This is a genomic window from Bradyrhizobium sp. 132, from assembly GCF_023074185.1.
Taxonomy (GTDB): Bacteria; Pseudomonadota; Alphaproteobacteria; order Rhizobiales; family Xanthobacteraceae; genus Bradyrhizobium.
In genome coordinates, this window is record NZ_JADPKY010000033.1 from 1 (window position 1) to 23,195 (window position 23,195).

The following is a 23,195-nucleotide window of genomic DNA, read 5'->3' on the forward strand; positions in this document are numbered from 1 at the left end:
TTCCACGATCGCCAGCCAGCCGCCGATGATCGCCGACGAGCTGCGCCGCCAGGCCGACGTCTTCACCGACCTCGTCGAGCTGCAGGCCAAGCTCGGCCGTGACCCGTCCGAACGCCCCGCCCCGCGTGACCGCGGTGAGCGCGAGCCGCGCCATCATGCCCCGCAATTCCTCCAGCGCGCGACGACGATGGCGCCGAGGGGCGATGACGACCTCGACGAGTGAGGCGGCGCGGCCAAGCCGCCCGCCCCTCACAGTCGTCCCCGACCGTGACTGTCCGCTCTGTCCGCGCCTGGTTGCCTTTCGCGAGGCCAACCGTGCGCGCGAGCCATTGTGGCACAATGCGCCGGTTGCGCCTTTCGGCGACATCAAGGCGCGCCTGCTGATCGTCGGCCTCGCGCCGGGGATGCAGGGGGCCAACCGCACCGGCCGTCCCTTCACCGGCGATTATGCCGGCGACCTGCTCTACGCCACGCTGCTCGAATACGGTTTCGCCAAGGGCAAATATCAGGCGCGTCCCGACGACGGCCTGAAGCTGGTCGACTGCCGGATCGCCAATGCGGTGCATTGCGTGCCGCCGCAGAACAAGCCGCTGCCGGTCGAGATCCACACCTGCCGCCAGTTTCTCTTGGCGAATCTCGCAACGATGCCGAACCTGCGCGCGATCATCGCCCTCGGACGCATTGCGCACGACACTGTGCTCAAGCCGCTGAACCTGAAGGCATCGCAAGCCCCCTTCGGCCACGGCGCGGTGCACCAGGCCGGCGCGTTCAGGCTCTACGACAGCTATCACTGCTCGCGCTACAACACGAACACCCGCGTGCTGACGCCGGACATGTTCCGCTCCGTGTTCGCGAAGGTGAAGGCGGATCTCGACTAGGTCTTCGCCGGATTGGCCTGGAGCCAGTCCAGGACATCGCCGGCGTTCCGGTCGGGCGGGAACACCGGATAGAACACATGCGTGATCTCTGCGTCGTCGACGATCAACGCCAGGCGCTTGATCAGCGTGAGGCCTGCGACCTCCATGGTCGGCAAATTCAGGGTGCGCGTGAGCGCCAGCTTCTCGTCCGACAGCACCGGGAACGGCAGATGCAGCCGCGAGGCCATCTCGGTCTGGTACGCGTTGCTCTGGGTCGAGAGGCCGAACACCTGCGCGGCGCCGGCGGCCTTCAGTTCGGCGAACAGATCGCGAAACGCGCAGGTCTGCGGCGTGCAACCGCGGGCGCCGGGAATCATGTCCCAATCGTCGACGAGCGAGATTTTGCCGGGCTCGCCAGTGCGTGGATAGGCGAACACCACGGTGCGACCGGAGAGCGCCGACAGCGTCACCGAAGTGTCGTCGGTCGCGAGCAGGCTGATCGCGGGCAGCGTCATGCCTTTCAGATGCGCCGCGCCGCCGTCATCTGCGGGTGCGGGAATCCGGCTCCAGTCGACCTCAAGCAGGTTTTTCTGAGTCATCTCGCTAGCCCCTAGCCCGCAGCAGGCGGCCCTTCTCCCGGCTCCAATCGCGCTTCTTCTCGGTTTCGCGCTTGTCGTGCAGCTTCTTGCCCTTTGCAACCGCGAGTTGCAGTTTGGCGCGACCGCGCTCGTTGAAGTAAAGCTTGAGCGGGATCAGCGTCATGCCTTCACGATCGACCGCGCCCATCAGCTTGTTGATTTGCTTGCGATGCAGCAGCAGTTTGCGCGGCCGCTTCGGCTCGTGATTGAAGCGATTGCCCTGGAGATATTCCGGAATGGTGGCGTTGATCAGCCAGATCTCGCCGTCCCTGGAATCGGCGTAGGACTCCGCGATCGTGCTCTTGCCGCTGCGGATCGACTTGACCTCGGTGCCGGTCAGCGCAATGCCCGCCTCGACCGTATCCTCGATCGCATAGTTGAAGCGGGCCTTGCGATTCTCCGCCATGACCTTGATAGGACGTTCGTTCTTATCGGCCATGACAGACAGATCCGGTCGAGATGCGCGCGTAAGCTAACAGTTTGGATGAAGCGCGCGCGTCACTTCTTGAGGAGATCGCGGATCTCGGTCAAGAGCGCGACTTCCGCTGACGGCTTCGGCGGCTCCGCGGGCTTGGCCTCGTCCTTGCGCTTGAACTGGTTCATGGTGCGGATGACCATGAACAGCACGAAAGCGATGATGACAAAGTTCACGACCAAGGTGAGGAAGTTGCCATAGGCCAGTACCGCACCCTGCTTCTTGGCTTCGACAAGATTGGTCTGCGTGACCTGCTTGGAGAGTCCAACGAAGTAGTTGGAGAAATCCAGGCCGCCGGTGGCTGCACCGATGATCGGCATGATGATGTCGTTGACCATCGACGTCACGATGGCACCGAAGGCGGCGCCGATGATGACGGCAACGGCGAGATCGACGACGTTGCCCTTCATTGCGAATTCGCGGAATTCCTTCAGCATATCCGTCCCCTTCCTTCGATGTCACGCGCGGGACCAGCCAGTGCGGATTCCCAGATCTCAGTTGATCAGGCCAGCGTGCACCATAGCGCTGCGCACGGCAACGCGCGTCGGTTCGGTGACCGGAACCATCGGCAGCCGCAGCGTCTCGTCCAGCTTGCCGAGCAACGACAGCGCGTACTTGATCGGCGCCGGGTTGCTCTCGATGAACAGGTTGTTGTGCAGCGGCATCAGCTTGTCGTGCAGCTTCAGCGCAGTGGCATGATCGCCCTTGGCCCAGGCGGCCTGGAACTCCGAGCACAGGCGCGGCGCGACGTTCGAAGTCACCGAAATGCAGCCATGGCCGCCATGGGCCATGTAACCGAGGATGGTCGCATCCTCGCCGGAGAGCTGGTTGAATTCCTCGCCCATCGCCGCGCGTTGCTGCGAGACGCGGACCATGCTGGCAGTGGCGTCCTTGACGCCGGCGATGTTCTTCAGCTCCCACAGCCGCTTCATGGTGTCGACCGACATGTCGATCACCGAGCGCGGCGGAATGTTGTAGATGATGATCGGAATCCCGATCGCGTCGTTGATCGCCTTGAAGTGCTGGTACATGCCTTCCTGGGTCGGCTTGTTGTAGTAAGGCGTTACGACCAGCACCGCGTTCGCGCCCGCCTTCTCGGCGTGCTGGGCGAGCTCGATCGCCTCCTTGGTCGAGTTGGAGCCGGCCCCGGCGACGACGGGCACGCGGCCCTTCGCTTCCTCGATGCACCATTCGACGACCTTCTTGTGCTCGTCATGGCTCAGCGTCGGGCTCTCGCCGGTGGTGCCGACGGGGACCAGGCCGTTGGTGCCCTCTGAAATCTGCCAGTTGACCAGGGAGCGGAACGCCGACTCGTCCAGCGAGCCGTTCTTGAACGGCGTGACCAAGGCGGTGAACGAACCCCGGAATTTCGTCTTGGCTGCCATGGACTTCCTCCTCCGTACGGCGATCTCGAGAGCAAGCCGCATTCATATCGGGTCTATCCCGCCGGTAAAAGACCCGCCTCCGTGTGACGCACCGTTTAGGCCGCGATTTTGCCGCTGTGGTGGTGCAAACCCGGCAAAGGTAAGCGGCTGTTGGTATTTTGTCCGCATATTCAATCAAATACAGCCAAATCTTGTACAACTGGGTCTGAGCCAATTGACTGATTCGGGGCGACGAAACGCCATGACCTCCTTTCCGCGTGCCACATGGCGATTGACCGGTCTGGCCGTGTGCCTGATGGCAGGGCTGTCGGTCGGCTGCGCCGCCTGGGCCAAGTCCAATGAGACGACCGCGGAAGGGGCCAAGGACACGGCGAAGGACACCGCGAAACCAGCCGCCAAGACCACTGCAAAGGGGTCGTCCAAGGGAACCGGCAAGGAAACTTCGAAGGACGCCGCCAAGGACGCCGCCAAGGGCGCGAGCAAGGGTGCGACCAGCGCCCCCGCCAAGGATGCCGCGAAGAAGCCTGCCACGAATGCTGGCAAGGACGCTGGCAAGAACGCCGGCAAACAACCCGTGAAGGACAAGCCCAGGCCTGCGGCGGCCGCCGCGCCAAAATCAACGCCGACCGCCAACGGTTCGCCCCCCAAACCAGCATCCCCGCCGTCCGTGACGGCCACCGTCAGACCGACCGCCCCCGCCAAGCCCGTCGCGGCTCCGGTCCTGGCTCCGGCGACCCGCCAGCATGCCGCGCCGCGCAAGCCGGTCACGCCGGCAGCGGTTGCTGCGACCTCCTCGACGTCACAAGCCGACAAGGACACGCTGGAGACCGTTATCGAGCTCGTGCGCAAGCGCAAGTCGGGCGACGCCACCAATGCCGCAGCCACGATGTCGGATCCCGTGGCGCGAAAACTCGCGGAATGGATCATCCTGCGCGGCGAGGATAATGGCGCGACCGTGGAGCGCTACCGCGCCTTCCTGTCCGCCAATCCGAGCTGGCCGTCGCAGACATTCCTGCGCCGGCGTCTGGAGGCCGCGATGTGGGACGACAGGCGCGACGATTCAGTCGCGTGGTCGTGGTTCGAGAATGAATCCCCCGTGTCCGCCAAGGGCCGCTTCACGCTCGCCAAGGCGATGCTGGCGCGCGGCGACCGCGCCAACGCCGAACGTCTGGTGCGCGAGGCCTGGCGCAGCGATGCGATGTCGGAAGACACCGAGAACAACGCGCTCGACCAGTTCGGCGCGCTGCTGACGCCCGGCGATCAGAAGGCGCGGATGGACACGCTGCTCTACGGCAGCGAGAACGAGGCCGCGCTGCGTGCTGCAAAGCGCCTCGGTGCCGGCTATGTCGCCCTCGCCAAGGCCCGCATCGCCTCCCTCAGGAAAGCGCCGAACGCACGCGCGCTGCTCGAGGCCGTGCCGCGCGAGCTGCATGGCGATCCCGGCTTCATCTTCAGCAAAATCCAGCTGCTGCGCCGAGAGGAGAAATTCGCGGAAGCCGCCCAGCTCATGCTGTCGGCACCGAAGGATCCGGGCCGGCTCTACAATCTCGACGAATGGTGGATCGAGCGGCGCCTGCTGGCGCGCAAGATGATCGACACCGAGGAATTCCGCACCGCCTATCTGATCGCGCGCGATGCGGCCCTGCCCTCGCGCGACATCTACAAGACCGAGCAGGAATTCACCGCCGGCTGGATCGCGCTGCGTTTCCTCAACGATCCCGCGGCGGCCACCCAGCATTTTGCTCGCATCGGGATCGGCAGCGTCAATCCGACCACGCTGGCGCGCGCCGGCTATTGGCAGGGCCGCGCCGCCGAAGCGGCAGGCCGCCAGCAGGAGGCGCGCAACGCCTACGCGCGGGCAGCGGAGCAATCCACCAGCTATTACGGCCAGCTCGCACGCGCCAAGCTCGGCCTGCCGCAGATCGAGCTCAACAGCCAGCCACGCGGCCGCGGCGCCGAACGGCTGGAGATCGTGCGCGCCGCGCAACTGCTCTACGAACTCGACGAGCGCGAGATGGCGGTGCCTGTTCTCGCCGATATGGGCGAGAACGGCGATCCCGAAGCGCTTGCCGGCCTCGGCGAGCTCGCCCAGCGCTACAGCGACGCGCGCGGCATGCTGCTGCTCGGCAAGGCCGCGCTCAATCGCGGGCTGCCGTTCGATTTCTATGCCTATCCCGTCAATGGCATTCCGCAGTTCACGCCGATCGGCCCCGAGGTCGAGCGCAGCATCGTCTACGCCATCGCGCGGCAGGAGAGCGCCTTCAACCCCTCAGTCGTCTCGCCGGCGCAGGCCTATGGGCTGATGCAGGTGACACCGGACGCCGCGCGCTATGTCTGCAAACGGCACGGCGGGACCTACGATCTGGGGCGGCTGAAGAACGATTCGGTCTACAACGCCACACTCGGCTCGGCCGAGCTCGGCGGCCTGCTCGAGGATTATCGCGGCTCCTATATCATGACCTTTGCCGCCTACAATGCCGGCCGCGGCAGTGTGAAGAAGTGGATCAATCGCTACGGCGATCCGCGCGACCCGAAGGTCGACGCGGTCGACTGGGTCGAGCTGATCCCGTTCTCCGAGACGCGCAACTACGTGCAGCGGATCATGGAGAACCTTCAGGTCTACCGCGCTCGCTTCGGCGGCGGCACGCGCTTGCAGATCGAGGCCGATTTGCGCCGCGGCGCCGGCAGCGTGGAATAGAGGCCACCCTCTTCGACTCGCTGCCGGGAAAGCCCATTGAGGACGACGGCCCGGTGCGGCAGGGCGGCTCCTCGGTTTGGCGAACGGGTTGTCGAACTAATGGCGAAGGAACTTCCTGCAGCCTAACTAAGATCGAACCTCTGTCAGCCGATTTACGAGAGACGGGCGCGAACATGCAACGGCAGGAAGAAATAATAAAATCAAGGGCTTAACAGCATCGGCGGGACGGATTCGAATCATTGACAGGCTTCTCTCGAGCAAGCCGCCTCCCCTAATTTGTAAGCAAATTCAACTATTTAGCCGGGTTCAACGAGACCGAAACCCTCCTTGCTACATCCGCAAAAGGTCCAGCGCTGTGTCCGTTGTCGCGGCGTTATGTTCTCGCTCCGGGAGCAAACCGCTTCGTTTCGAAAATCGCTGGGAATATTCGAGCGAAAACACGCGCTTCCAAATTGACCGGCCCAAGTAATTAGATGCATAAGGCTCGCACCGGAGAGGTGGCCGAGTGGCTGAAGGCAACGCTTTGCTAAAGCGTCATACGGTCTCAAGCTGTATCGAGGGTTCGAATCCCTCCCTCTCCGCCACCCAGCGCCTGTCCAGCCCGGAGACATCGGTAACAGGTTGTACCTAAGACATGGGTGGCGGCCTTGAGCGATCGCTCGAGGCGGCCGGTGCGCTATGCCACCTATGTCTCGGGCCGCTCAATCAAAGATCCGTGCGTTCCATCATCTGAAAGCGATCGTTGAGACGGTGCGCAAGCCTGGCGCAAGGATCGGCGCCACGAGCTCAGCTCGATTCGCGCTCTCCTGATATAGGTGTGTCCGCATCCGGCGGATGGATCGCCAGATCGGCCCATGCGAGGGCCAATCGGCACCGCGGCCGTCCGAGTTCCAGATCGCCGTCGTCGCTCGCGATCTGAATCGGCAGCCATTGAGGCAGCCATTGAGTAAGTCTCGGACCAACGCCGGGTCATTCCCGTCGGGGTCGCTCACGCCGCGCCGGTTCAGATGGCGGCATGACGAACACATTTGACTCAGCGTAATCAGGCTCAGCTATGAAAACACCGCCCCGGATGTGATGCCGGGCTCAGTGGGCGGAGACCCACGCCCTCGCATCGCGCTGCGCGGCCGAGATCTCGGCATCCGACATCTGCCCGGCGATTTCCTGGCGCAGCGTCACGGCGTCCTTGCGGCCCTTCAGGGCGGCAAGATTGAACCATTTATGCGCGGCGACGAGATCGACGAGACCGGAGCGTCCGCTCGCCCAATAAATCCCGCGCTCGAACAGCACGTCCGACAGCGCGCCTGCGTCGATAGGTGTCGCGGTCTCCAGATCGAAAGTACCCTGAAACATAACGCATCCTCTTTTTTATGCCGTCTCGTCCCCCGAGCGCGGCTCCCGTCCGATCGACTGTTCAACTCATCCCAGCGTCTTTTTGCCCAAGCCGTTTGCCGGCTTGTTGGAGGTAATGATGGCGGGCAAATTTGAATGGCAGTTTAAGTATCGCGATGAAGCAGACGTAAACGCGCCCGCCCGGGGCGCGCGCTAAAATACAAGAAGTCCCTGTTTTGCAGGCACTTCTGCAATTCGTCAGATTCGGTTTACCTTGGGATCTTGGGAGAACGATAACCATCGCGCACGGTGACGCGGGTCCTGTGGCGTCCCCGCGCGCTGTCGTCACCTGCATTCCAGAGACAGCAATTGTCCCACGGGAAGCCGCGGCGTACCGGATCGCCCGGGCGGGGCCCGGCGAAGACACCGCGAATGGAGAAGCGGCGCGGGAACAGCGTGCACTTGCGCCGCAGCCCTCGCCCCAAGGCAGAGCAGCCACGTCAGCGCAGCCACGTCGCGGTCAGATCAGCAATGTCGGGATATGGGAATGCCGGCAATACCCCGGCCTCAAGAGAACGAGGGCGTCGGCGAACACGTCAGGACCAGATTTCACGTTGGCCCGAAGGCCGCCTGTGAAATTGCGGAGCTCCTTACGGAGAGCCGCACCGAACGAAGAAAACTTGTTTCTTCTGCCGGACCGGGCTTAGCGAGCGAACCCGCGAAGAGAACGATCCGACCGTTGACCTGATGTCTCGCCGACACCCTCTATCGTCGACCAGAACCTTTTGAGAGGCGCTGATGACGTGCCGGCTCTCTAGGAGCCGGCAACTTCAAAAAGCGAAGTTACTTCTTCTTCGCGACCTTGCGGGTCTTCTTCGCAGTCTTCTTCACTGCGGACTTCGCCTTCTTCGCCTTCTTCGCCTTCTTAGCTTTCTTGGCCATGTTGCCCTCCGATGTGTGAGATGGCTTAATCGCTGCATGCAGTCGGGGATCGAGTGCACACTCATCCCGAATACACCAACACAACGAAAAAAACAGCGTCTCGCTTAAAGAAGTGTTGACGAGCAAAGACGCGTGCGCTTGGCGAGCGCGATGCAAGCGCACTGCATGACGCGTGCTTGCGATCGCGGAGAGTGCCCGCAGCATCAGCTTCCGCGAGAGATGCAATTGCAGGAAACACTATGCAGCAAGTATTTTTCTGCACGCACACATCGCGCGCGATCGTCGCGACGACGCGCATCTCCAATCCCGCAACGGCCTCGCGAAGGCGCTTCGCGGACTCTGAGTCGCGACTTTTGGCAACGAAAATATTTTCATGATTAACGCCGCGAGCGCTCGTCAGAGCGTGTGCAAGCCGCCGTTTTGCGCGAATCGCGTGCGGCGATTCGGTCGGCGTATCGCGGTCGATCAGGATGAAGTTTGCCGCCGAGGATGCGCGCGAGCATCGCATCGCGAACCGAAAGCGAGGTGACGACGCGTGTCCGTCACCTTGTTCGAACGCGCGAAGTCAGATGCCGAGCTTGGACTTGAGCAGGTCGTTGACGCTCTGCGGGTTGGCTTTGCCGCCGGACGCCTTCATCACCTGACCGACGAACCAGCCGAGCGACTGCGGCTTGTCCTTGACCTGCGCGGCTTTGTCGGGATTGGCCGCGATGATGTCGTCGACCACCTTTTCGATCGCCGAAAGATCGGTCACCTGCTTCATGCCGCGGCTTTCGACCAGCGCGCGGGGATCGCCGCCCTCCTGCCAGACGATCTCGAACAGATCCTTGGCGATCTTGCCGGAGATGGTGCCCTCGCCGATCAGGTCGATGATCGCAGCCAACTGCTCGGCGCCAACCGGAGTGCCCGTAATATCCCGGCCTTCCTTGTTGAGACGGCCGAACAGCTCGTTGATGACCCAGTTCGCGGCGACCTTGCCGTCACGCGCGCGGTTGGCGAGCTTGTCCAGCACGGTCTCGTAGAACACCGCGCTCTCGCGCTCGGCGACCAGCACGCTGGCGTCGTAGGCCGACAGGCCGAGATCCGCGACGAAGCGCGTCTTCTTCTGGTCCGGCAGCTCGGGCAACTTCGCCTTCAGCTCGTCGACGAAGCTTTGCGAGAACTCCAGCGGCAACAGGTCGGGATCGGGGAAGTAGCGATAGTCGTGCGCCTCTTCCTTGGACCGCATCGACCGCGTCTCGCCCTTGTTGGGGTCGTAGAGCCGGGTCTCCTGGTCGATCGCGCCGCCGTCCTCGAGGATTTCGATCTGGCGCCGCGCCTCGTACTCGATCGCCTGGCCGATGAAGGTGATCGAGTTCATGTTCTTGATCTCGCAGCGGGTGCCGAGCGGCGCGCCCGGCTTGCGCACGGAGACGTTGACGTCGGCGCGCAAGCTTCCCTTCTCCATGTCGCCGTCGCAGGTGCCGAGATAGCGCAGGATCGAGCGCAGCTTGGTCACATAGGCCTTGGCCTGCTCGGCATCGCGGATGTCCGGTTTTGATACGATCTCCATCAGCGCAACGCCGGAACGGTTGAGGTCGACATAGGACAGGGTTGGCGACTGGTCGTGCAGCGACTTGCCGGCGTCCTGCTCCAGATGCAGTCGCTCGATGCCGATGGTTGCGGTCTTGCCGCCGTCCAGTTCGACCACGACCTCGCCTTCGCCGACGATCGGCGTTTTGTACTGGCTGATCTGGTAGCCCTGCGGCGAGTCCGGATAGAAATAGTTCTTGCGGTCGAACACCGAGCGCAGATTGATCTGCGCATTGAGGCCGAGCCCGGTGATGACAGCCTGCCTGACGCATTCCTCGTTGATGACGGGCAGCATGCCCGGCATCGCGGCGTCGACCAGCGATACGTGACTGTTCGGCTCGCCGCCGAACGCGGTCGAGGCGCCCGAGAACAGTTTTGAGTTCGACGTCACCTGGGCATGGATCTCCAGGCCGATGACCATCTCCCAGTCGCCGGTGGCGCCTTTGAGAAGCTTGTGCGTGGCCGTGCTCATGTCTTGCTCCCGAGCAGCGTGGCAGCGATCCGCTCCCACTCCGCCTGCAATGAATCCTTCGCCACCGGCTGGCCGGCCTGGCGATACCAATAGCCGGCATTGCCGAGGTCGCCCTCGACCCGGTGCAGATAGGCGTGCACCCAGGCGGCTTCGCGGCTGCCCTCGTCTTGGACGATCTTGTGCGCCTGGTCCCAGTCGCCCTTGGCGGCCCACCACAGGCCGGCGAGCGGCGCGCTGAGATCCGGCGCCGGCGCGGCGCCGTCGAGGCTGGCGATATACGCCGCCATATTCACCACCATTTCGCCGGCGTGAAGCGGCCGGCCGCCTGCTCGATCACCTCGCCGAGCGAGAACAGCGTCTCCTCGTCGAAGGGCCGGCCGATCAGCTGAAGGCCGAGCGGCAGGCCCTGCGCGTCCTTGCCGGCGGGCACCGCGATGCCGGGCAACCCCGCCATGTTCACGGTCACCGTGAAGATATCGTTGAGATACATCTCGACGGGGTCGGCCCCACCCTTCTCGCCGATGCCAAAGGCCGCCGACGGCGTCGCCGGCGTCAGGATCGCGTCGACGCCCTTGGCGAAGCAGTCCTCGAAATCCTTCTTGATCAGCGTACGCACCTTCTGGGCGCGCAAATAGTAGGCGTCGTAATAGCCGGCCGAGAGCACGTAGGTGCCGATCATGACGCGGCGCTTCACCTCCGCGCCAAAACCTTCAGCACGGGTGTTCTCGTAGAGTTCGTTGATATTCCTGCCCTGCTCGCGCAAACCGTAGCGCACGCCGTCGTAGCGCGCGAGGTTGGAGGACGCCTCCGCCGGCGCCACGATGTAATAGGCCGGCAGCGCGTACTTCGTATGCGGGAGCGATATCTCGACCAGTTCGGCGCCGGCCGCCTTGAGCCAGGCCGCGCCCGCTTCCCAAAGTTTTTCGATCTCGGCCGGCATGCCGTCGAGACGGTATTCCTTGGGAATGCCGATCTTCATACCCTTCACGGACTTGCCGATCGCGGCCTCATAGTCCGGCACGGGGATATCGACCGAGGTCGTGTCCTTCGGATCGTGGCCGGCCATCGAGCGCAGCAGCATCGCGGCATCGCGCGTGCTGCGCGCGATCGGACCTGCCTGGTCGAGCGAGGAGGCAAAGGCGACGATGCCCCAGCGCGAGCAGCGGCCATAGGTCGGCTTGATGCCGACGGTCGCGGTGAACGCCGCCGGCTGACGGATCGAGCCGCCGGTATCGGTCGCGGTCGCGCCCATGCAGAGCAGCGCGGCCACCGCAGAGGCCGAGCCGCCGGACGAGCCGCCCGGCACCAGCGTCGTGTTGCTTCCGTCGCGCCGCCAGGGATTGCCGACCGAGCCGAAGCACGAGGTCTCGTTCGACGAGCCCATCGCGAACTCGTCATTGTTGAGCTTGCCCAGCATCACCGCGCCGTCGCGCCAGAGCTGCGAGGTGATGGTGGACTCGTAGGTCGGCACGAAATTGCCGAGGATTTTTGAACACGCCGTGGTGCGCACGCCCTTGGTCGCGAACAGGTCCTTGATGCCGAGCGGAATGCCGGCGAGCGGCCCCGCATCGCCTTTCCCGATCCTGGCATCCGCCTCGCGCGCCATGGTCCGCGCCTGATCCGGCGTCTCCATGACGAAAGCATTGAGCACGCGCGCGGCTTCGATCGCGTTCAGATGCGCATCGGTCAGCTCGAGTGACGTGAAAGTCTTGGCCGCGAGGCCCTTGCGGGCTTCGGCAAGCGTCAGCGATGTCAAATCGGTCATTTATTGATCGGGCTGCAGAAGAACGGAGACAGGGACTTGTCGTTGGCCGGGTCGTCTTTCTTGGCAGCCGCTTTCGCAGCCGCCTCGATCTCGTCGAGCACGGCATTGACGGCGACGTTGGGGTCGGCAGCCGTGCCCTGCCTCTCCATCTTGTCGAGATAGTTCATGTAGGCCTGATAGGCCTTTTCGTCGTCGCAAAGCATGCACATCGGACAGCGTCCTGAGAATTACTCGACCACTTTGGGCACAAGAAAGAAATGACCTTCGGTCGCCGGCGCATTGGCAACGATATCGTCGGCGATCTCGCCGTCGTTGACCACGTCTTGCCGCTTCTTCATCTGCATCGGGGTGACCGAAGTCATGGGCTCCACGCCCTCGACATTGACCTCCGAGAGCTGCTCGACAAAGGCGAGCATGGCGTTCAGCTCGCCCTGCAGATGCGGAACCTCGCCTTCGGAAACAGCAATGCGCGCCAGATGCGCGATGCGGCGGACGGTAGCGGCGTCAACGGACATAATATAAGGCCTCTCACGGCAAAACCTATGTGCCGTATAGCAGAGGCCGCTTTTGCGCCGCAACCGGCGCTGGGGACTAGCCGGCCAGCGCCTTCATCCGGGCAAGTGCCGATCTGGCGAGATCCCGGGTCAATTCGGCCGCCGGGACCTCGCGGCCCAAGGCAATGGCCTGGCCGGCCCAGAGATTGGTGAAATCCACCCTGCCCTGCTTCTCGGCAGCCGCCTTCAGCGGTCCGAGCGCCGTTGCGGCATGGGGAAATGGCGGCGCATCCGGCGAAATCGGGCCGGCCTCGCGCATCAGACGGTTCTGGACGCCGCGCGCCGGCCGCCCGGTCATGACATTGGTGATGACGGTGGAATCGTCCCGTCCTTCGGCGAGCGCCGCGCGGGCCGCCGCACTGACCTTGGATTCCGGACAACGCAGATAGGCGCTCCCGATCTGCACGCCGGCCGCGCCGAGCGCAAACGCCGCCGCGATACCGCGGCCATCCGCAATGCCGCCGGCCGCAATCACTGGCACCTTCACCGCGTCGACCACCTGCGGCACCAGTGCAAAGGTGCCGGGCTGTTCCGAGATCTTGTCGGTCAGGAACATGCCGCGATGGCCGCCAGCCTCCGCACCTTGTGCGATCACCGCGTCAGCGCCGTGCTGCTCGAGCCAGACCGCCTCCCTCACCGTGGTCGCCGAGGCGATGACGAGACATCCTGCCGCCTTGACCCGCTTGAGCAGCGCGTCCTCGGGCAGGCCGAAATGGAAGCTGACGATCTCCGGCTTCAACTCCTCCACGACCTCGCAGAAGCCGGCGTCGAACGGTGCGCGGTTTGCGGCATTGATGGGTGCGGCGGGATCGAGGCCATGCTCGCTGTAGTAGCCCGCGAGGCGATGCTTCCAGCGCGCCTCCGCCTCGGCCGTGAGCTCGACCGGTGTATGGCAGAAGAAGTTCATGTTCACCGGCGCGGAGACGCGTTGTCGGATGATATTGACCTGCTCGCGCGCCTTATCCGGCGACAGCATCGCGCTCGGCAGCGAGCCGAGCCCGCCGCCTTGCGCGACGGCGATCACCAGTTCCGCATCCATCACACCAGCCATCGGCGCCAGCACGATCGGAAATTCGGTCTTGAAGAGGTCGATCAATCGACGGTCAGGCCACATGGTTTTGCTCTCTCGTGGTTCAGGCAAGCGGTGCCATGGAATTACGCCGGCCGGTTAGCAGTTGCTCGGCCTCGGTCGCGATACGTTCGACGATCTCGGCGGCGGGCGGAATATCATGGATCAGGCCGACAGCCTCGCCGGCAAAGACCGCGGCGACCTCAAAATTGCCCGCGGCCCTGGCCGCAGCATACTCAACGGTCACCTCGGCCGCGCGCTGCATGAGCTCGATCTCGCGGCCGGTCCAGCGCCTGATATGATCGTTGACCAGCGTTCGCGCGGTGAACGGAGCCGGCCAGAACAGGCTGCGCGACCAGTCGACAATGACACCGCGCACCGTGTCATTGGGATCAGCGTCGCGAATGCGCTGCTTCGCTTCCTCCGCGCCGTCGGCCTCCACGCTCGCATAGAAGCGCGTTCCGATCAGCACGCCGGAGGCGCCCAGCATCATCATCGCCGCGAGCCCGCGGCCATCGGCAATTCCGCCGGCGGCAACGACCGGCACGCGCCCGGCCGCGAGATCGACGATAACAGGCACGATGTCGACGGTGGCGCGCGATGCGCCATGGCCGCCGGCTTCGGTGCCCTGCGCGATCAGGATGTCCGCACCGGCGTCGAGCGCCTGCTTCGCCATGTCCTCGCTCTGCACCTGGCAGATCAAGCGCGCCCCGCACGCCTTGATGCGCGCCGCAAATGGCGCGGGGTCGCCGAACGATAGCATGATCGCCTGCGGTTTGGCATCCAGCGCAATGTCGAGAAGTTCAGGCTGTTTTGCGAGGCTCCAGGTGATGAAGCCGATGCCGAATGGCGCAAACCCGCTCAATCTCTTTGCCTCGGCCTCGAGCCGGGCCCGGTCGCCATAGCCGCCACCCAAAATCCCGAAACCGCCGGCTTCGCTGACGGCCCGCGTCAGCCGGCTGCCCGCGATCGTATCCATCGGCGCCAACAGGATCGGATGCGTGATTCCCAGCAGCTGGGTCAGCGATGCCACGATCGGCATGGTCTCCCTCCCGGCTGGACACGGACACTAGGCTTGAATAACATTCTGGAAAAATGATTTCCAATGAACGCTGTCATCTCAAAAGCGAAACGATGCGATGGAACTCAGCGACATCCAGACCTTTGCGGCGGTTGCCCGCACCGGCGGCATCACCCGCGCCGCGGAAGAGCTCAACACCGTGCAGTCCAACGTCACCCAGCGTGTGAAGGCGCTGGAAGCCGAGATCGGCACACCGCTATTCGAACGGCACAGCCGCGGCATGACGCTGACGAGCGCGGGCAAGCGCCTTTTGCCTTACGCACAGCGGATGGCCGCATTATCACGCGAAGCTGTGCTTGCCGCCCGCGACGACGGCGAGCCGAAGGGACCGCTTGCGATCGGCTCGATGGAAACCACCGCGGCGGTGCGGCTGCCGCCATTGCTCGCGGACTTTCATCGCCGCTTTCCTGCCGTCCGGCTGAGCCTGCGTACCGCGCCCACCGCCGACCTCGTCGCGAGCGTGCTCGAAGGCACGCTCGACGGCGCCTTCGTCGCGGGTCCGATTGCGCATGCCGATCTCACCGCGACAAGCGCGTTCCGCGAAGAGCTGGTGTTGGTCAGTGCGCGACGCTGGGCTACGCTCGCCGAGCTACGCGCCGGCACGCCGGAGTCCGGCCCGACTGCGCTGGTGTTCCGCACCGGCTGCACCTACCGGCAGCGGCTCGAACAGATTTTTGTCGAGTTCGGCTGGCCGTCAGCCGCACGCTTCGAGCTCGGCACGCTCGACGGCATGATCGGCTGTGTCGCCGCCGACATGGGCGTGACGCTGCTGCCGCGTGCCGTCGTCGAACGCAGCGCGATCAACGGCAGCGTGACGATCCACGCGCTCGGCGCCTCGCATGCGCGCGTCGAGACCCTCTTCATCCAGCGCCGCGCCGGGCATCAAACCAGCGCGCTCAGCGGGTTTTCCGCCGCCTGCCTGAAGAAAAACGACGACGTCATCGCGGCCTGAGACGCCATCGCCGCAGCGCCACGACGGCCCAGATCGCCTCGACGACGCCGAACGGCCAGGCCCCTTGCAGGAAGCCGTAAGCCGAACCGAGCACGCAGGACATCGCGAACAGCAGCACGAACCAGTGGCTGCGGTCTTCCAGGGCGTAAGTGACCAGCATCGCCGTCACGGCGAACAGGCCAAATAGTGTCAGCGCATCCATTGTTTCGGGTTCACTCCGTAGCGCGACGCGTGATATGCGCTAATCCCATGCCGGCTCTTATCCTGCCTCTCGTCGATGCTGCAACCCACTGGCCCGAACGCGGCGGGTTGGTCGGGCTCGATCTGGGTACCAAGACCATCGGCGTTGCCGTCTCCAATCCGGACCGCCGGTTAGCTACCGGCGTCGAGACCATCCAGCGCAAGGCCTTCAAACAGGATGCCGCCCGGCTGCTCGCGATTGCGGGTGAACGCAAGGCCGTCGGCTTCGTGCTCGGCCTGCCCATCAACATGGATGGCAGCGAGGGCCCGCGCGCGCAATCGACCCGGGCATTTGCCCGCAACCTCGCCGGCCTGACCGCGCTGCCCATCGGCCTCTGGGACGAGCGTCTGTCGACCGCCGCGGTCGAACGCGAACTGATCGGCATGGACGTCAGCCGCGCCAAGCGCGCCGAGGTGATCGACGAGCACGCCGCGATCTTCATCCTGCAAGGCGCGCTCGACCGGCTCGCCAATCTGCGCGCAGCGCCGGGGCCTGACTGATCCATGGCCGTCGTGATCGCGGCGCTCCTCCCGGTCTTTATCCTCATCGTGCTCGGCGTCGTGCTGAAGCGCACCCTGATGCGGCTCGACACGCAATGGCACGGGCTGGAGCGGCTGACTTATTTCGTGCTGTTTCCGATGCTGCTGATCCAGACTCTGGTGAAGGCCGACCTGTCCAGGGTCCCGGTCGCCGGCGTCGGCGGCGCGTTGCTGCTGTCGGCGCTCGCGATGTCGCTGCTCTGCCTCGCGCTCCGCCCGGCTCTCGCGCGGCTCGACATCGACGGTCCCGCCTTCACCTCGATCTTCCAGGGCGCTACCCGCTGGCAGACTTATGTCGCACTCTCCGTCTCCGCCAACATGTTCGGCGATGTCGGGCTGGCCCTCGCCTCGGTCGCTATGGTCGCGATCATCCCGCTGGTCAACGTGTTCAGCGTCGCGGTGCTGGCCCATTACGCCGCGCCGGAAAAGCAGTCTGCCCGCGCGATCGTAATGACGCTGGTCCGCAATCCCCTGATCTGGGCCTGCGTGATCGGCCTCGTCATCAACGTCGGCCATCTGCCGCTGCCAAAAATCTGGCACGAGGTCGCGGATGCGCTCGGCCGCTCCTCGCTCGCCATCGGCCTGCTCGTCACCGGTGCCGGCCTGCAGCTCAAAGGCCTGCTCCGCCCGAGCGTGGGCGCGACGATCGGCGTAACGTTCAAGCTGGTGCTGATGCCCGTGCTCGCGCTGGCGCTTGCCGTCTGGTTCGGGCTAGCAGGCACCAACCTCGCGATCATCGCGATCTGCGCGGCGGTGCCGACCTCGCCCAGCGCCTACGTGCTGGCCCGCCAAATGGGCGGCGACGCGCCATTGCTGGCGCAGATCATCACGCTGCAAACGATCCTGGCGGCAATCACCATGCCGATCGCGATCGCGATCGCGCTGGTGGCCTAGCTCCCCAGCCACATCGTCAGCACCACCGCCGTCAAATTGTTCAGCGCATGCAGCACGATCGTGAGCCAGAGCGAGCTGCTGCGGTAGCGCATGTAGCCGAACCACAGGCCGATGGAGAAGACCTCGGCGAGGAAGTACATGTCGTATTGCAGATGCACCGCCGTCCACACCAGCGACGACAGGACGATCGCGCCGGGCACGCGCAGGAAGCTCGCCGACCAGCCGCGGTAAAGGAATCCGCGCGCCAAAACCTCCTCGGACATCGGCGCTGCCACGCTGAAGGCGAATAGCAGGAAGAAGGCTGCGCCCTTGTCGCGGCCGGATTTCAGCAGATCGGTCATGAAGCCCGGCGTCGCCTCGCGGCCGAGGCTCCGCGACATCGTCTCCCAGGCCACCACGATCAGGACAAGCCCGACGGCGCCGAACAGGAGTTGCTTCCAGGACGGCCAATGTAGCGCGAGATAATCGGCGAAAGCGGCCTTCTTGATGCGGATGGCGAGCCACACCGCGGCCAGCGTCGCCGGCAGGCCCATGGTCACCGACAGCGCAAGCGCCTGCGGCTCGCGGCCGACGAGCTGAAGCGAGGCGAGGTCCATCGGCAGGCCACGCTGCACCACCAGCAGAACGATGGCGCCGATCTGCCCGACGAACATCGCGACGAAGATGAGCAGGCCCCACAGCGCCGTGCCCAGGAACTTCCAGACGCGCGGCGTCGCAAGGGTCACGGTAAGCGGCGGATGGTCGGGATTGAGGGAGTCCATTAGGGGCTTTCGTTAGAAGCAGTCTATCGAGCGACCGTCATGCCCGGGATGTAGGTGAACGGAAGCGACGCCGTCCTTCGGACGGATGTGCCGGCCATGACGATGTGGTTCCAGCATGCCCCGTTCACGGCAGCGCCCGCTCCAGCAGTGCACGCACCTCACCGCTCTCCAGCTCCACCGCGCCATACATGCTGGCGTGGTTGGCCGCGAGCCGAGTGACGGCGAACAGCTCGGCATGGCGGGGCGACACAGCGTTGAGCGCGGCGGCTGCGGCAAGTAGCGCCAGCTTCTCGACGGCAAGCCGCGCGACGCGCTCGCCGTCCGCCCGGCGGAAGCTCTCGCCGATGAAAGTGATCGCCTCGCCTGCTCCGGACAAGCCCTTCGTCTCAGCCGCAAGTCCTTGCAGCACCGCCATCGCCGCATCCGCCTCGCGCGAGAGCGCGCGCAGCACGTCGAGGCACATCACATTGCCCGAGCCTTCCCAGATCGCGTTGACCGGCGCCTCCCGGTAGTGACGTGCCAGAATGCCGTCCTCGACATAGCCATTGCCGCCGAGGCACTCCATCGCCTCGTAGAGAAACGCCGGCGCGCTCTTGCAGGTCCAGTATTTGATCGCGGGCGTGAGCAGCCGCATATAGGCGGCGTCCGCCGCATCGTGCGGCGTGCGGTCGAAGGCGCGGCAGAGCCGCATAATCAGCGCGACGCTCGCCTCGACATGCAGCGCCATGTCCGACAGCACCGCCTGCATCAAGGGCTGATCGGCAAGATGCTTCTGGAACACACTGCGGTGACGGGTGTGATGCAGCGCGTGCGCGAGCCCCGAGCGCATCAGGCCGACGGAGGCGATTGCGCAATCCTGGCGCGTGAGCTGCACCATCTGGATGATGGTGCGGATGCCCTTGCCCTCCTCGCCGACGGCTTCCGCATAAGCGCCGACGAACTCGACCTCGGACGAGGCATTGGAGCGGTTGCCGAGCTTGTCCTTCAGACGCTGGAACTGGATCGCGTTGACCGAGCCATCAGGTGCAAACCGGGGCATGAAGAAGCAGGTCAGCCCCTGCTCCGCCTGCGCCAGCACCAAGAACGCATCGCACATCGGCGCCGACATGAACCATTTGTGGCCGGTGATGCGATAGGCATCCCCATCGCGCACCGCCCGCGTCATGTTGGCGCGCACATCGGTGCCGCCCTGCTTCTCGGTCATTCCCATGCCGAGCGTGATGCCGCGCTTGTCCCACCACGGCGCGAAGGCGGGATCATAGCTCTTCGTCGACAGCACCGGCATCACCTTGCCGAGCAGATCCGGCTGCATCACCAGCGCCGCGACGGAGGCGCGCGTCATCGTGATCGGACAAAGATGCCCTGTCTCGACTTGCGCGGCGATGTAGAATTTTGCCGCACGAATGACCTCGGCGGCATCGCCCATAGGCTTTCCATCCGTCGTCCACGTCGAATTGTGCAGGCCGGCATGCGCGCTGTGCGCCATCAGCTCGTGATAGGCGGGATGAAACTCGACCTGGTCGCGGCGGTTGCCCTTGGAATCGAAGGTCCGCAGCTTCGGCGTGTTCTCGTTCGCGACGCGCCCGCGGTCCGCCATCGCGGCCGAGCCCCAACGCCTCCCGAACTCCGACAGCGCCCGTTCCGCCGCCGCGCCGCCATTGGCCTTCACCGCCTCGACTAGCGGCCGATCCATGGCGAACAGGTCGACGTCCTCGAGCGGCGGCGACTGGTTGAAGACCTCGTGAGTCGCGAAGCTGGGCTGGGTCATCTTGTTTCTCGGCGCGGGATCAGTTCCGCCGCGGCGGAATCGGGAAATCATAGGCCGCCCCGCCCGCTCTCGGCAGGGAAAAATGCCACCACTCCTTCGAATAGTTCACAAAGCCTTGCTTCGCCATCGCAGCCACCAGCCGCCTGCGCCAGGCGCGCTGGTCCGGATTAATCGACGGTGCGGCGGTATGCCCTTTCACGTCGGTGCAGTCATAGCCCGTGCCCATGTCGACGCTGCCTTCCGGCAGCCGCGCCTCGACCGGCGCCGTGCAATCGGCGTAGCTTCTTGACGGGTCGTATCTGCCCGAATTGTCGGCTTTGAGATCGACCAGGGTGAGATCGAGCGCCGCGCCGGTGGAATGCTGCGAGCGGCTCGCGATGTAGCCGAGGCGGAACAGCTCCGTCTTGGGAATTTTGGGATTGTAGCGCCGCTCGGCGGCGGTCTCGTGGCCGTTCTGCGACCACCTGACCATGTCGAGCGAGGCCCGCGCCGGCCGGTAGCAGTCGAACATCTTCAGCGAGAGATTTTGCCCCGCCAGTTCCTGCTGAACGGCCTTCAGCCGCAGCCCCACCTCACGCTTCACGACGCATTCACCGGCGCCATAGCCGGCCAGCGGACGGCCGACGAAATTGTTCGAGGTGGCGTAACGGATGTCCTGGACGATGCTGGGGTCGATGTCGCGCAAATAGGCGAAACCGCCGGAAAGCGATTGGGCGTGGGCGGATGAGATTGAGGCGACCGTTAAAAGTACAATCAAAATCAGGCTAGCGGAGCGCATTGAAACTTCCCTCGTTCCGGGTTCGATGCTTCGCATCGCCCCGGAATGCCAGCAAGACAGATCAGGGGATAACTCACCGGTTCGGCTTTGGCCCTTGCCCCCTCAGCCATCCCCGCCTATAGCTCTCGTTTTAATGACATCGAAATCGACCTTCGTCCTCGGCCACCGGCATTTGCTGGGCATCGAGGGCCTTTCCGCGGCCGACATCACCGGCCTCCTCGACCTGTCCGAAGAATATGTCGAGGTCAACCGCCAGGTTGACAAGAAGCGCACCGTCCTGCGTGGACGGACGCAGGTGAACCTCTTCTTCGAGGCTTCCACCCGGACCCAATCCTCGTTCGAGCTCGCCGGCAAACGGCTGGGCGCCGACGTCATGAATATGTCGGTGTCCTCTTCGTCCATGAAAAAGGGCGAGACGCTGATCGACACCGCGGTGACGCTGAACGCCATGCACCCGGATATCCTGGTGGTCCGGCATCACGCCTCCGGCGCGGTGGAACTGCTGGCCCGCAAGGTCGACGGTTCCGTGGTCAATGCCGGCGACGGCGCCCATGAGCATCCGACGCAAGCGCTGCTGGATGGCCTCACCATCCGCCGCAACAAGGGCCGCATCGAGGGCCTCGTCGTCGCGATCTGCGGCGACGTGCTGCATTCGCGCGTCGCCCGCTCCAACATCATCCTGCTCAACACCATGGGCGCGCGCGTCCGTGTCGTCGGCCCCTCGACGCTGCTGCCGCCGGGGCTCGAACGGATGGGGGTTGAGGTTGCGCGCGACATGCGCGAGGGACTCAACGGCGCGGACATCGTCATGATGCTGCGGCTGCAGCGTGAGCGCATGAACGGCTCCTTCGTGCCTTCCTCCTCCGAATACTTCCATTATTTCGGGCTGGACCAGAAGAAGCTGGCCTACGCAAAACCTGATGCGCTGGTGATGCATCCCGGCCCCATGAACCGCGGCGTCGAGATCGACACGGCGGTTGCCGACGGCGCACAGTCCCTGATCCGCGAACAGGTGGAGATGGGGGTCGCCGTGCGCATGGCCGTGCTGGAAGCGCTCGCCCGTAACCTTCCGAACGCGTGATGGCCATGTTGATCGATCGACGACCCATTCTGCTTGCCAATGCCCGCGTCGTCGATCCCTCCAGGGATTTTGACGGCATCGGCGACGTCCTGATCGCCGACGGCACCATCCGCGAGACCCGCCGCGGCATTGGAGCTGCCGGCGTCCCGGAAGGCACCGACATCGTCAACTGCTCCGGCAAGATCGTGGCACCCGGCCTGATCGACATGCGCGCCTTTGTCGGCGAACCCGGCTTCAGCCATCGCGAGACGTTTGCTTCGGCGAGCCAGGCGGCGGCGACCGGGGGCGTCACCACCATCATCTGCCAGCCCGAGACCGAGCCTGTCATCGACAATTCAGCGACCGTCGACTTCGTGATGCGCCGCGCCCGCGACACCGCAATCGTCAACATCCTGCCGATGGCGGCGCTCACCAAGGGCATGCACGGCGAGGAGATGACCGAGTTCGGTCTCCTGAAGGCCGCAGGAGCGGTCGCCTTCAGCGACGGTGACAGGAGCGTCACCAACGCGCAGGTGATGCGCTGGGCGCTGACCTACGCGCGCGATTTCGACGCGCTGATCGTGCATTATACCGAAGATCCCAAGCTGGTCGGCGAAGGCGTGATGAACGAGGGCGAGTTCGCCACGAGACTCGGCCTGATGGGCATCCCAAACGCGGCGGAGGCCGTGATGCTGGAACGCGACATGCGCCTCGTCGCGCTTACCGGCGGTCGCTATCACGCGGCTTCGCTGTCTTGCACGGATTCGCTCGACGTCCTGAAACGCGCCCGCGATGCCGGGCTCCCCGTCACCGCGTCGGTCTCGATCAACCACCTCGCGCTGAACGAGAACGACATCGGGCCCTACCGGACATTCCTGAAGCTGTCGCCCCCGCTGCGCACGGAGGACGACCGCCGCGCGCTGGTCGCAGCCGTCGCCTCCGGCCTCCTCGACGTCATCATGTCCGACCACAATCCGCAAGACGTCGAGGGCAAGCGCCTGCCGTTCGCGGAAGCCGCTCCCGGTGCCGTTGGGCTCGAGACCATGCTGCCAGCGGGCTTGCGGCTCGTGCATAATGGCGAGCTGGAATTGAAGACGCTGATCCGGGCGATGTCGACCCGACCGGCCGAGATCCTAGGCTTGCCTGGCGGAACCCTGCGCACAGGTGCCCCGGCCGACGTCATCGTGATCGACCCCGATGTCCCCTGGGTGGTCGATCCCGCCGACCTCAAATCGCCCTGCAAGAACACGCCGTTCGACGAGGCCCGCTTTACAGGCCGCGTGGTGCGCACCATTGTCGGCGGACGGACGGTGTACGAGCATGTCTGACGTGCGGAGCTGCAGCCATGGGATCTTCAGACAT

At 64.6% G+C, this 23,195-nt stretch carries 23 protein-coding genes, 1 tRNA gene and 1 pseudogene; 9 read left to right on the forward strand and 16 right to left on the reverse strand.

The annotated features are described in order from the left end of the window. Window positions 1-223 (forward strand): annotated as a pseudogene (locus IVA74_RS05320) (NYN domain-containing protein); the annotation flags it as partial. Next, the gene (locus IVA74_RS05325) at window positions 204-878 is read left to right on the forward strand and encodes a uracil-DNA glycosylase (protein WP_247340599.1); all 675 of its coding nucleotides are present in this window, start codon (window positions 204-206) and stop codon (window positions 876-878) included. The pseudogene IVA74_RS05320 and the gene IVA74_RS05325, both read left to right, overlap by 20 nt. On the opposite strand, the gene IVA74_RS05330 is transcribed toward IVA74_RS05325, so the two are convergent. Genes IVA74_RS05330 through dapA form a run of 4 tightly spaced genes read right to left on the reverse strand, consistent with a single transcriptional unit; the run spans window position 875 to window position 3,355 of the window. Beyond that, on the reverse strand, window positions 875-1,456 hold the full coding sequence (locus IVA74_RS05330; protein WP_247340601.1) for a peroxiredoxin: 582 nt from the start codon (window positions 1,454-1,456) through the stop codon (window positions 875-877). The genes IVA74_RS05325 and IVA74_RS05330 overlap by 4 nt on opposite strands. Window positions 1,457-1,460: 4 nt before the next feature. Continuing rightward, on the reverse strand, window positions 1,461-1,934 hold the full coding sequence (gene smpB, locus IVA74_RS05335; RefSeq protein ID WP_247340603.1) for an SsrA-binding protein SmpB: 474 nt from the start codon (window positions 1,932-1,934) through the stop codon (window positions 1,461-1,463). 59 nt (window positions 1,935-1,993) lie between these two features. Continuing rightward, the gene (gene mscL / locus IVA74_RS05340; RefSeq protein WP_247340604.1) at window positions 1,994-2,407 is read right to left on the reverse strand and encodes a large conductance mechanosensitive channel protein MscL; all 414 of its coding nucleotides are present in this window, start codon (window positions 2,405-2,407) and stop codon (window positions 1,994-1,996) included. A gap of 57 nt (window positions 2,408-2,464) precedes the next feature. Then, window positions 2,465-3,355 carry a 4-hydroxy-tetrahydrodipicolinate synthase gene (gene dapA / locus IVA74_RS05345; RefSeq protein WP_247340605.1) on the reverse strand — a complete coding sequence of 297 codons (891 nt, stop codon included), beginning with the start codon at window positions 3,353-3,355 and terminating at the stop codon, window positions 2,465-2,467. Window positions 3,356-3,596: 241 nt separating this feature from the next. On the opposite strand from dapA, the gene IVA74_RS05350 reads away from it, so the two are divergent. Together IVA74_RS05350 and IVA74_RS05355 are read left to right on the forward strand one after the other, a co-directional pair. Beyond that, window positions 3,597-6,053, forward strand: a complete 2,457-nt coding sequence (locus tag IVA74_RS05350) for a lytic transglycosylase domain-containing protein (RefSeq protein WP_247340606.1) — start codon at window positions 3,597-3,599, stop codon at window positions 6,051-6,053. Between the two features lie 491 nt (window positions 6,054-6,544). Then, a tRNA-Ser gene (locus tag IVA74_RS05355) sits at window positions 6,545-6,637 on the forward strand. A gap of 502 nt (window positions 6,638-7,139) precedes the next feature. On the opposite strand, the gene IVA74_RS05360 is transcribed toward IVA74_RS05355, so the two are convergent. From IVA74_RS05360 to IVA74_RS05395, 8 genes are all read right to left on the reverse strand, one after another. After that, window positions 7,140-7,406 (reverse strand): hypothetical protein, encoded by a 267-nt coding sequence (locus IVA74_RS05360; protein ID WP_247340607.1) that lies wholly within the window; start codon window positions 7,404-7,406, stop codon window positions 7,140-7,142. 1,486 nt (window positions 7,407-8,892) lie between these two features. Next, entirely contained in the window at window positions 8,893-10,371 is a 1,479-nt protein-coding gene (gatB, locus tag IVA74_RS05365) for an Asp-tRNA(Asn)/Glu-tRNA(Gln) amidotransferase subunit GatB (RefSeq protein WP_247340608.1), read from the reverse strand. Then, complete coding sequence (locus IVA74_RS05370) at window positions 10,368-10,670, reverse strand: hypothetical protein (protein ID WP_247340609.1); 303 nt, start codon at window positions 10,668-10,670, stop codon at window positions 10,368-10,370. The genes gatB and IVA74_RS05370 overlap by 4 nt, the downstream gene beginning before the upstream one ends. Then, window positions 10,661-12,136 carry an Asp-tRNA(Asn)/Glu-tRNA(Gln) amidotransferase subunit GatA gene (gene gatA / locus IVA74_RS05375; RefSeq protein WP_247340610.1) on the reverse strand — a complete coding sequence of 492 codons (1,476 nt, stop codon included), beginning with the start codon at window positions 12,134-12,136 and terminating at the stop codon, window positions 10,661-10,663. The genes IVA74_RS05370 and gatA overlap by 10 nt, the downstream gene beginning before the upstream one ends. Next, complete coding sequence (locus tag IVA74_RS05380; protein ID WP_247340612.1) at window positions 12,133-12,345, reverse strand: hypothetical protein; 213 nt, start codon at window positions 12,343-12,345, stop codon at window positions 12,133-12,135. The genes gatA and IVA74_RS05380 overlap by 4 nt, the downstream gene beginning before the upstream one ends. Before the next feature lie 18 nt (window positions 12,346-12,363). Further along, entirely contained in the window at window positions 12,364-12,651 is a 288-nt protein-coding gene (gene gatC, locus IVA74_RS05385) for an Asp-tRNA(Asn)/Glu-tRNA(Gln) amidotransferase subunit GatC (protein WP_007611211.1), read from the reverse strand. A 76-nt stretch (window positions 12,652-12,727) separates the two neighbouring features. After that, complete coding sequence (locus IVA74_RS05390; RefSeq protein WP_247340614.1) at window positions 12,728-13,804, reverse strand: nitronate monooxygenase family protein; 1,077 nt, start codon at window positions 13,802-13,804, stop codon at window positions 12,728-12,730. A gap of 19 nt (window positions 13,805-13,823) precedes the next feature. Then, on the reverse strand, window positions 13,824-14,801 hold the full coding sequence (locus tag IVA74_RS05395; protein WP_247340616.1) for a nitronate monooxygenase: 978 nt from the start codon (window positions 14,799-14,801) through the stop codon (window positions 13,824-13,826). Window positions 14,802-14,898: 97 nt separating this feature from the next. On the opposite strand from IVA74_RS05395, the gene IVA74_RS05400 reads away from it, so the two are divergent. Continuing rightward, on the forward strand, window positions 14,899-15,792 hold the full coding sequence (locus IVA74_RS05400) for a LysR family transcriptional regulator (RefSeq protein WP_247340618.1): 894 nt from the start codon (window positions 14,899-14,901) through the stop codon (window positions 15,790-15,792). Here the strand turns inward: IVA74_RS05400 and IVA74_RS05405 are convergent. Continuing rightward, window positions 15,779-15,994 (reverse strand): hypothetical protein, encoded by a 216-nt coding sequence (locus IVA74_RS05405; protein WP_247340620.1) that lies wholly within the window; start codon window positions 15,992-15,994, stop codon window positions 15,779-15,781. The two genes, IVA74_RS05400 and IVA74_RS05405, sit on opposite strands and share 14 nt — an antisense overlap. A gap of 47 nt (window positions 15,995-16,041) precedes the next feature. Between IVA74_RS05405 and ruvX the strand changes: the two genes are divergently transcribed. Then, window positions 16,042-16,533 carry a Holliday junction resolvase RuvX gene (gene ruvX, locus IVA74_RS05410; RefSeq protein WP_247340622.1) on the forward strand — a complete coding sequence of 164 codons (492 nt, stop codon included), beginning with the start codon at window positions 16,042-16,044 and terminating at the stop codon, window positions 16,531-16,533. Window positions 16,534-16,536: 3 nt separating this feature from the next. Continuing rightward, a complete protein-coding gene (locus IVA74_RS05415) occupies window positions 16,537-17,466 on the forward strand; it encodes an AEC family transporter (RefSeq protein WP_247340624.1) in 930 nt (309 codons plus the stop codon). Here the strand turns inward: IVA74_RS05415 and IVA74_RS05420 are convergent. The 3 genes from IVA74_RS05420 to IVA74_RS05430 form a co-directional block, all read right to left on the reverse strand. Further along, the gene (locus IVA74_RS05420; protein WP_247340627.1) at window positions 17,463-18,227 is read right to left on the reverse strand and encodes a type II CAAX endopeptidase family protein; all 765 of its coding nucleotides are present in this window, start codon (window positions 18,225-18,227) and stop codon (window positions 17,463-17,465) included. The two genes, IVA74_RS05415 and IVA74_RS05420, sit on opposite strands and share 4 nt — an antisense overlap. A 124-nt stretch (window positions 18,228-18,351) precedes the next feature. Beyond that, on the reverse strand, window positions 18,352-19,995 hold the full coding sequence (locus IVA74_RS05425) for an acyl-CoA dehydrogenase family protein (protein WP_247340629.1): 1,644 nt from the start codon (window positions 19,993-19,995) through the stop codon (window positions 18,352-18,354). Window positions 19,996-20,014: 19 nt separating this feature from the next. Then, window positions 20,015-20,773, reverse strand: coding sequence for a M15 family metallopeptidase (locus tag IVA74_RS05430; RefSeq protein WP_247340631.1), 759 nt, complete (start codon window positions 20,771-20,773; stop codon window positions 20,015-20,017). Window positions 20,774-20,906: 133 nt separating this feature from the next. Between IVA74_RS05430 and IVA74_RS05435 the strand changes: the two genes are divergently transcribed. Beyond that, window positions 20,907-21,854 carry an aspartate carbamoyltransferase catalytic subunit gene (locus IVA74_RS05435; protein ID WP_247340632.1) on the forward strand — a complete coding sequence of 316 codons (948 nt, stop codon included), beginning with the start codon at window positions 20,907-20,909 and terminating at the stop codon, window positions 21,852-21,854. Window positions 21,855-21,859: 5 nt separating this feature from the next. Further along, window positions 21,860-23,161, forward strand: a complete 1,302-nt coding sequence (locus IVA74_RS05440; RefSeq protein ID WP_247340799.1) for a dihydroorotase — start codon at window positions 21,860-21,862, stop codon at window positions 23,159-23,161. The last annotated feature ends 34 nt before the right edge of the window (window positions 23,162-23,195 follow it).

Bases quoted from the DNA above. Each gene is read 5' to 3' on its own strand.
- gatA (WP_247340610.1), bottom strand. From the start codon at position 12,136: ATGACCGATTTGACATCGCTGACGCTTGCCGAAGCCCGCAAGGGCCTC.
- ruvX (WP_247340622.1), top strand. From the start codon at position 16,042: ATGCCGGCTCTTATCCTGCCTCTCGTCGATGCTGCAACCCACTGGCCC.
- gatB (WP_247340608.1), bottom strand. From the start codon at position 10,371: ATGAGCACGGCCACGCACAAGCTTCTCAAAGGCGCCACCGGCGACTGG.
- IVA74_RS05330 (WP_247340601.1), bottom strand. From the start codon at position 1,456: ATGACTCAGAAAAACCTGCTTGAGGTCGACTGGAGCCGGATTCCCGCA.
- IVA74_RS05420 (WP_247340627.1), bottom strand. From the start codon at position 18,227: ATGGACTCCCTCAATCCCGACCATCCGCCGCTTACCGTGACCCTTGCG.
- IVA74_RS05415 (WP_247340624.1), top strand. From the start codon at position 16,537: ATGGCCGTCGTGATCGCGGCGCTCCTCCCGGTCTTTATCCTCATCGTG.
- IVA74_RS05390 (WP_247340614.1), bottom strand. From the start codon at position 13,804: ATGTGGCCTGACCGTCGATTGATCGACCTCTTCAAGACCGAATTTCCG.
- dapA (WP_247340605.1), bottom strand. From the start codon at position 3,355: ATGGCAGCCAAGACGAAATTCCGGGGTTCGTTCACCGCCTTGGTCACG.
- IVA74_RS05395 (WP_247340616.1), bottom strand. From the start codon at position 14,801: ATGCCGATCGTGGCATCGCTGACCCAGCTGCTGGGAATCACGCATCCG.
- gatC (WP_007611211.1), bottom strand. From the start codon at position 12,651: ATGTCCGTTGACGCCGCTACCGTCCGCCGCATCGCGCATCTGGCGCGC.
- IVA74_RS05405 (WP_247340620.1), bottom strand. From the start codon at position 15,994: ATGGATGCGCTGACACTATTTGGCCTGTTCGCCGTGACGGCGATGCTG.
- IVA74_RS05370 (WP_247340609.1), bottom strand. From the start codon at position 10,670: ATGGTGGTGAATATGGCGGCGTATATCGCCAGCCTCGACGGCGCCGCG.
- IVA74_RS05400 (WP_247340618.1), top strand. From the start codon at position 14,899: ATGGAACTCAGCGACATCCAGACCTTTGCGGCGGTTGCCCGCACCGGC.
- IVA74_RS05350 (WP_247340606.1), top strand. From the start codon at position 3,597: ATGACCTCCTTTCCGCGTGCCACATGGCGATTGACCGGTCTGGCCGTG.
- IVA74_RS05360 (WP_247340607.1), bottom strand. From the start codon at position 7,406: ATGTTTCAGGGTACTTTCGATCTGGAGACCGCGACACCTATCGACGCA.
- IVA74_RS05325 (WP_247340599.1), top strand. From the start codon at position 204: ATGACGACCTCGACGAGTGAGGCGGCGCGGCCAAGCCGCCCGCCCCTC.
- IVA74_RS05430 (WP_247340631.1), bottom strand. From the start codon at position 20,773: ATGCGCTCCGCTAGCCTGATTTTGATTGTACTTTTAACGGTCGCCTCA.
- IVA74_RS05425 (WP_247340629.1), bottom strand. From the start codon at position 19,995: ATGACCCAGCCCAGCTTCGCGACTCACGAGGTCTTCAACCAGTCGCCG.
- IVA74_RS05435 (WP_247340632.1), top strand. From the start codon at position 20,907: ATGACATCGAAATCGACCTTCGTCCTCGGCCACCGGCATTTGCTGGGC.
- smpB (WP_247340603.1), bottom strand. From the start codon at position 1,934: ATGGCCGATAAGAACGAACGTCCTATCAAGGTCATGGCGGAGAATCGC.
- mscL (WP_247340604.1), bottom strand. From the start codon at position 2,407: ATGCTGAAGGAATTCCGCGAATTCGCAATGAAGGGCAACGTCGTCGAT.
- IVA74_RS05380 (WP_247340612.1), bottom strand. From the start codon at position 12,345: ATGTGCATGCTTTGCGACGACGAAAAGGCCTATCAGGCCTACATGAAC.
- IVA74_RS05440 (WP_247340799.1), top strand. From the start codon at position 21,860: ATGTTGATCGATCGACGACCCATTCTGCTTGCCAATGCCCGCGTCGTC.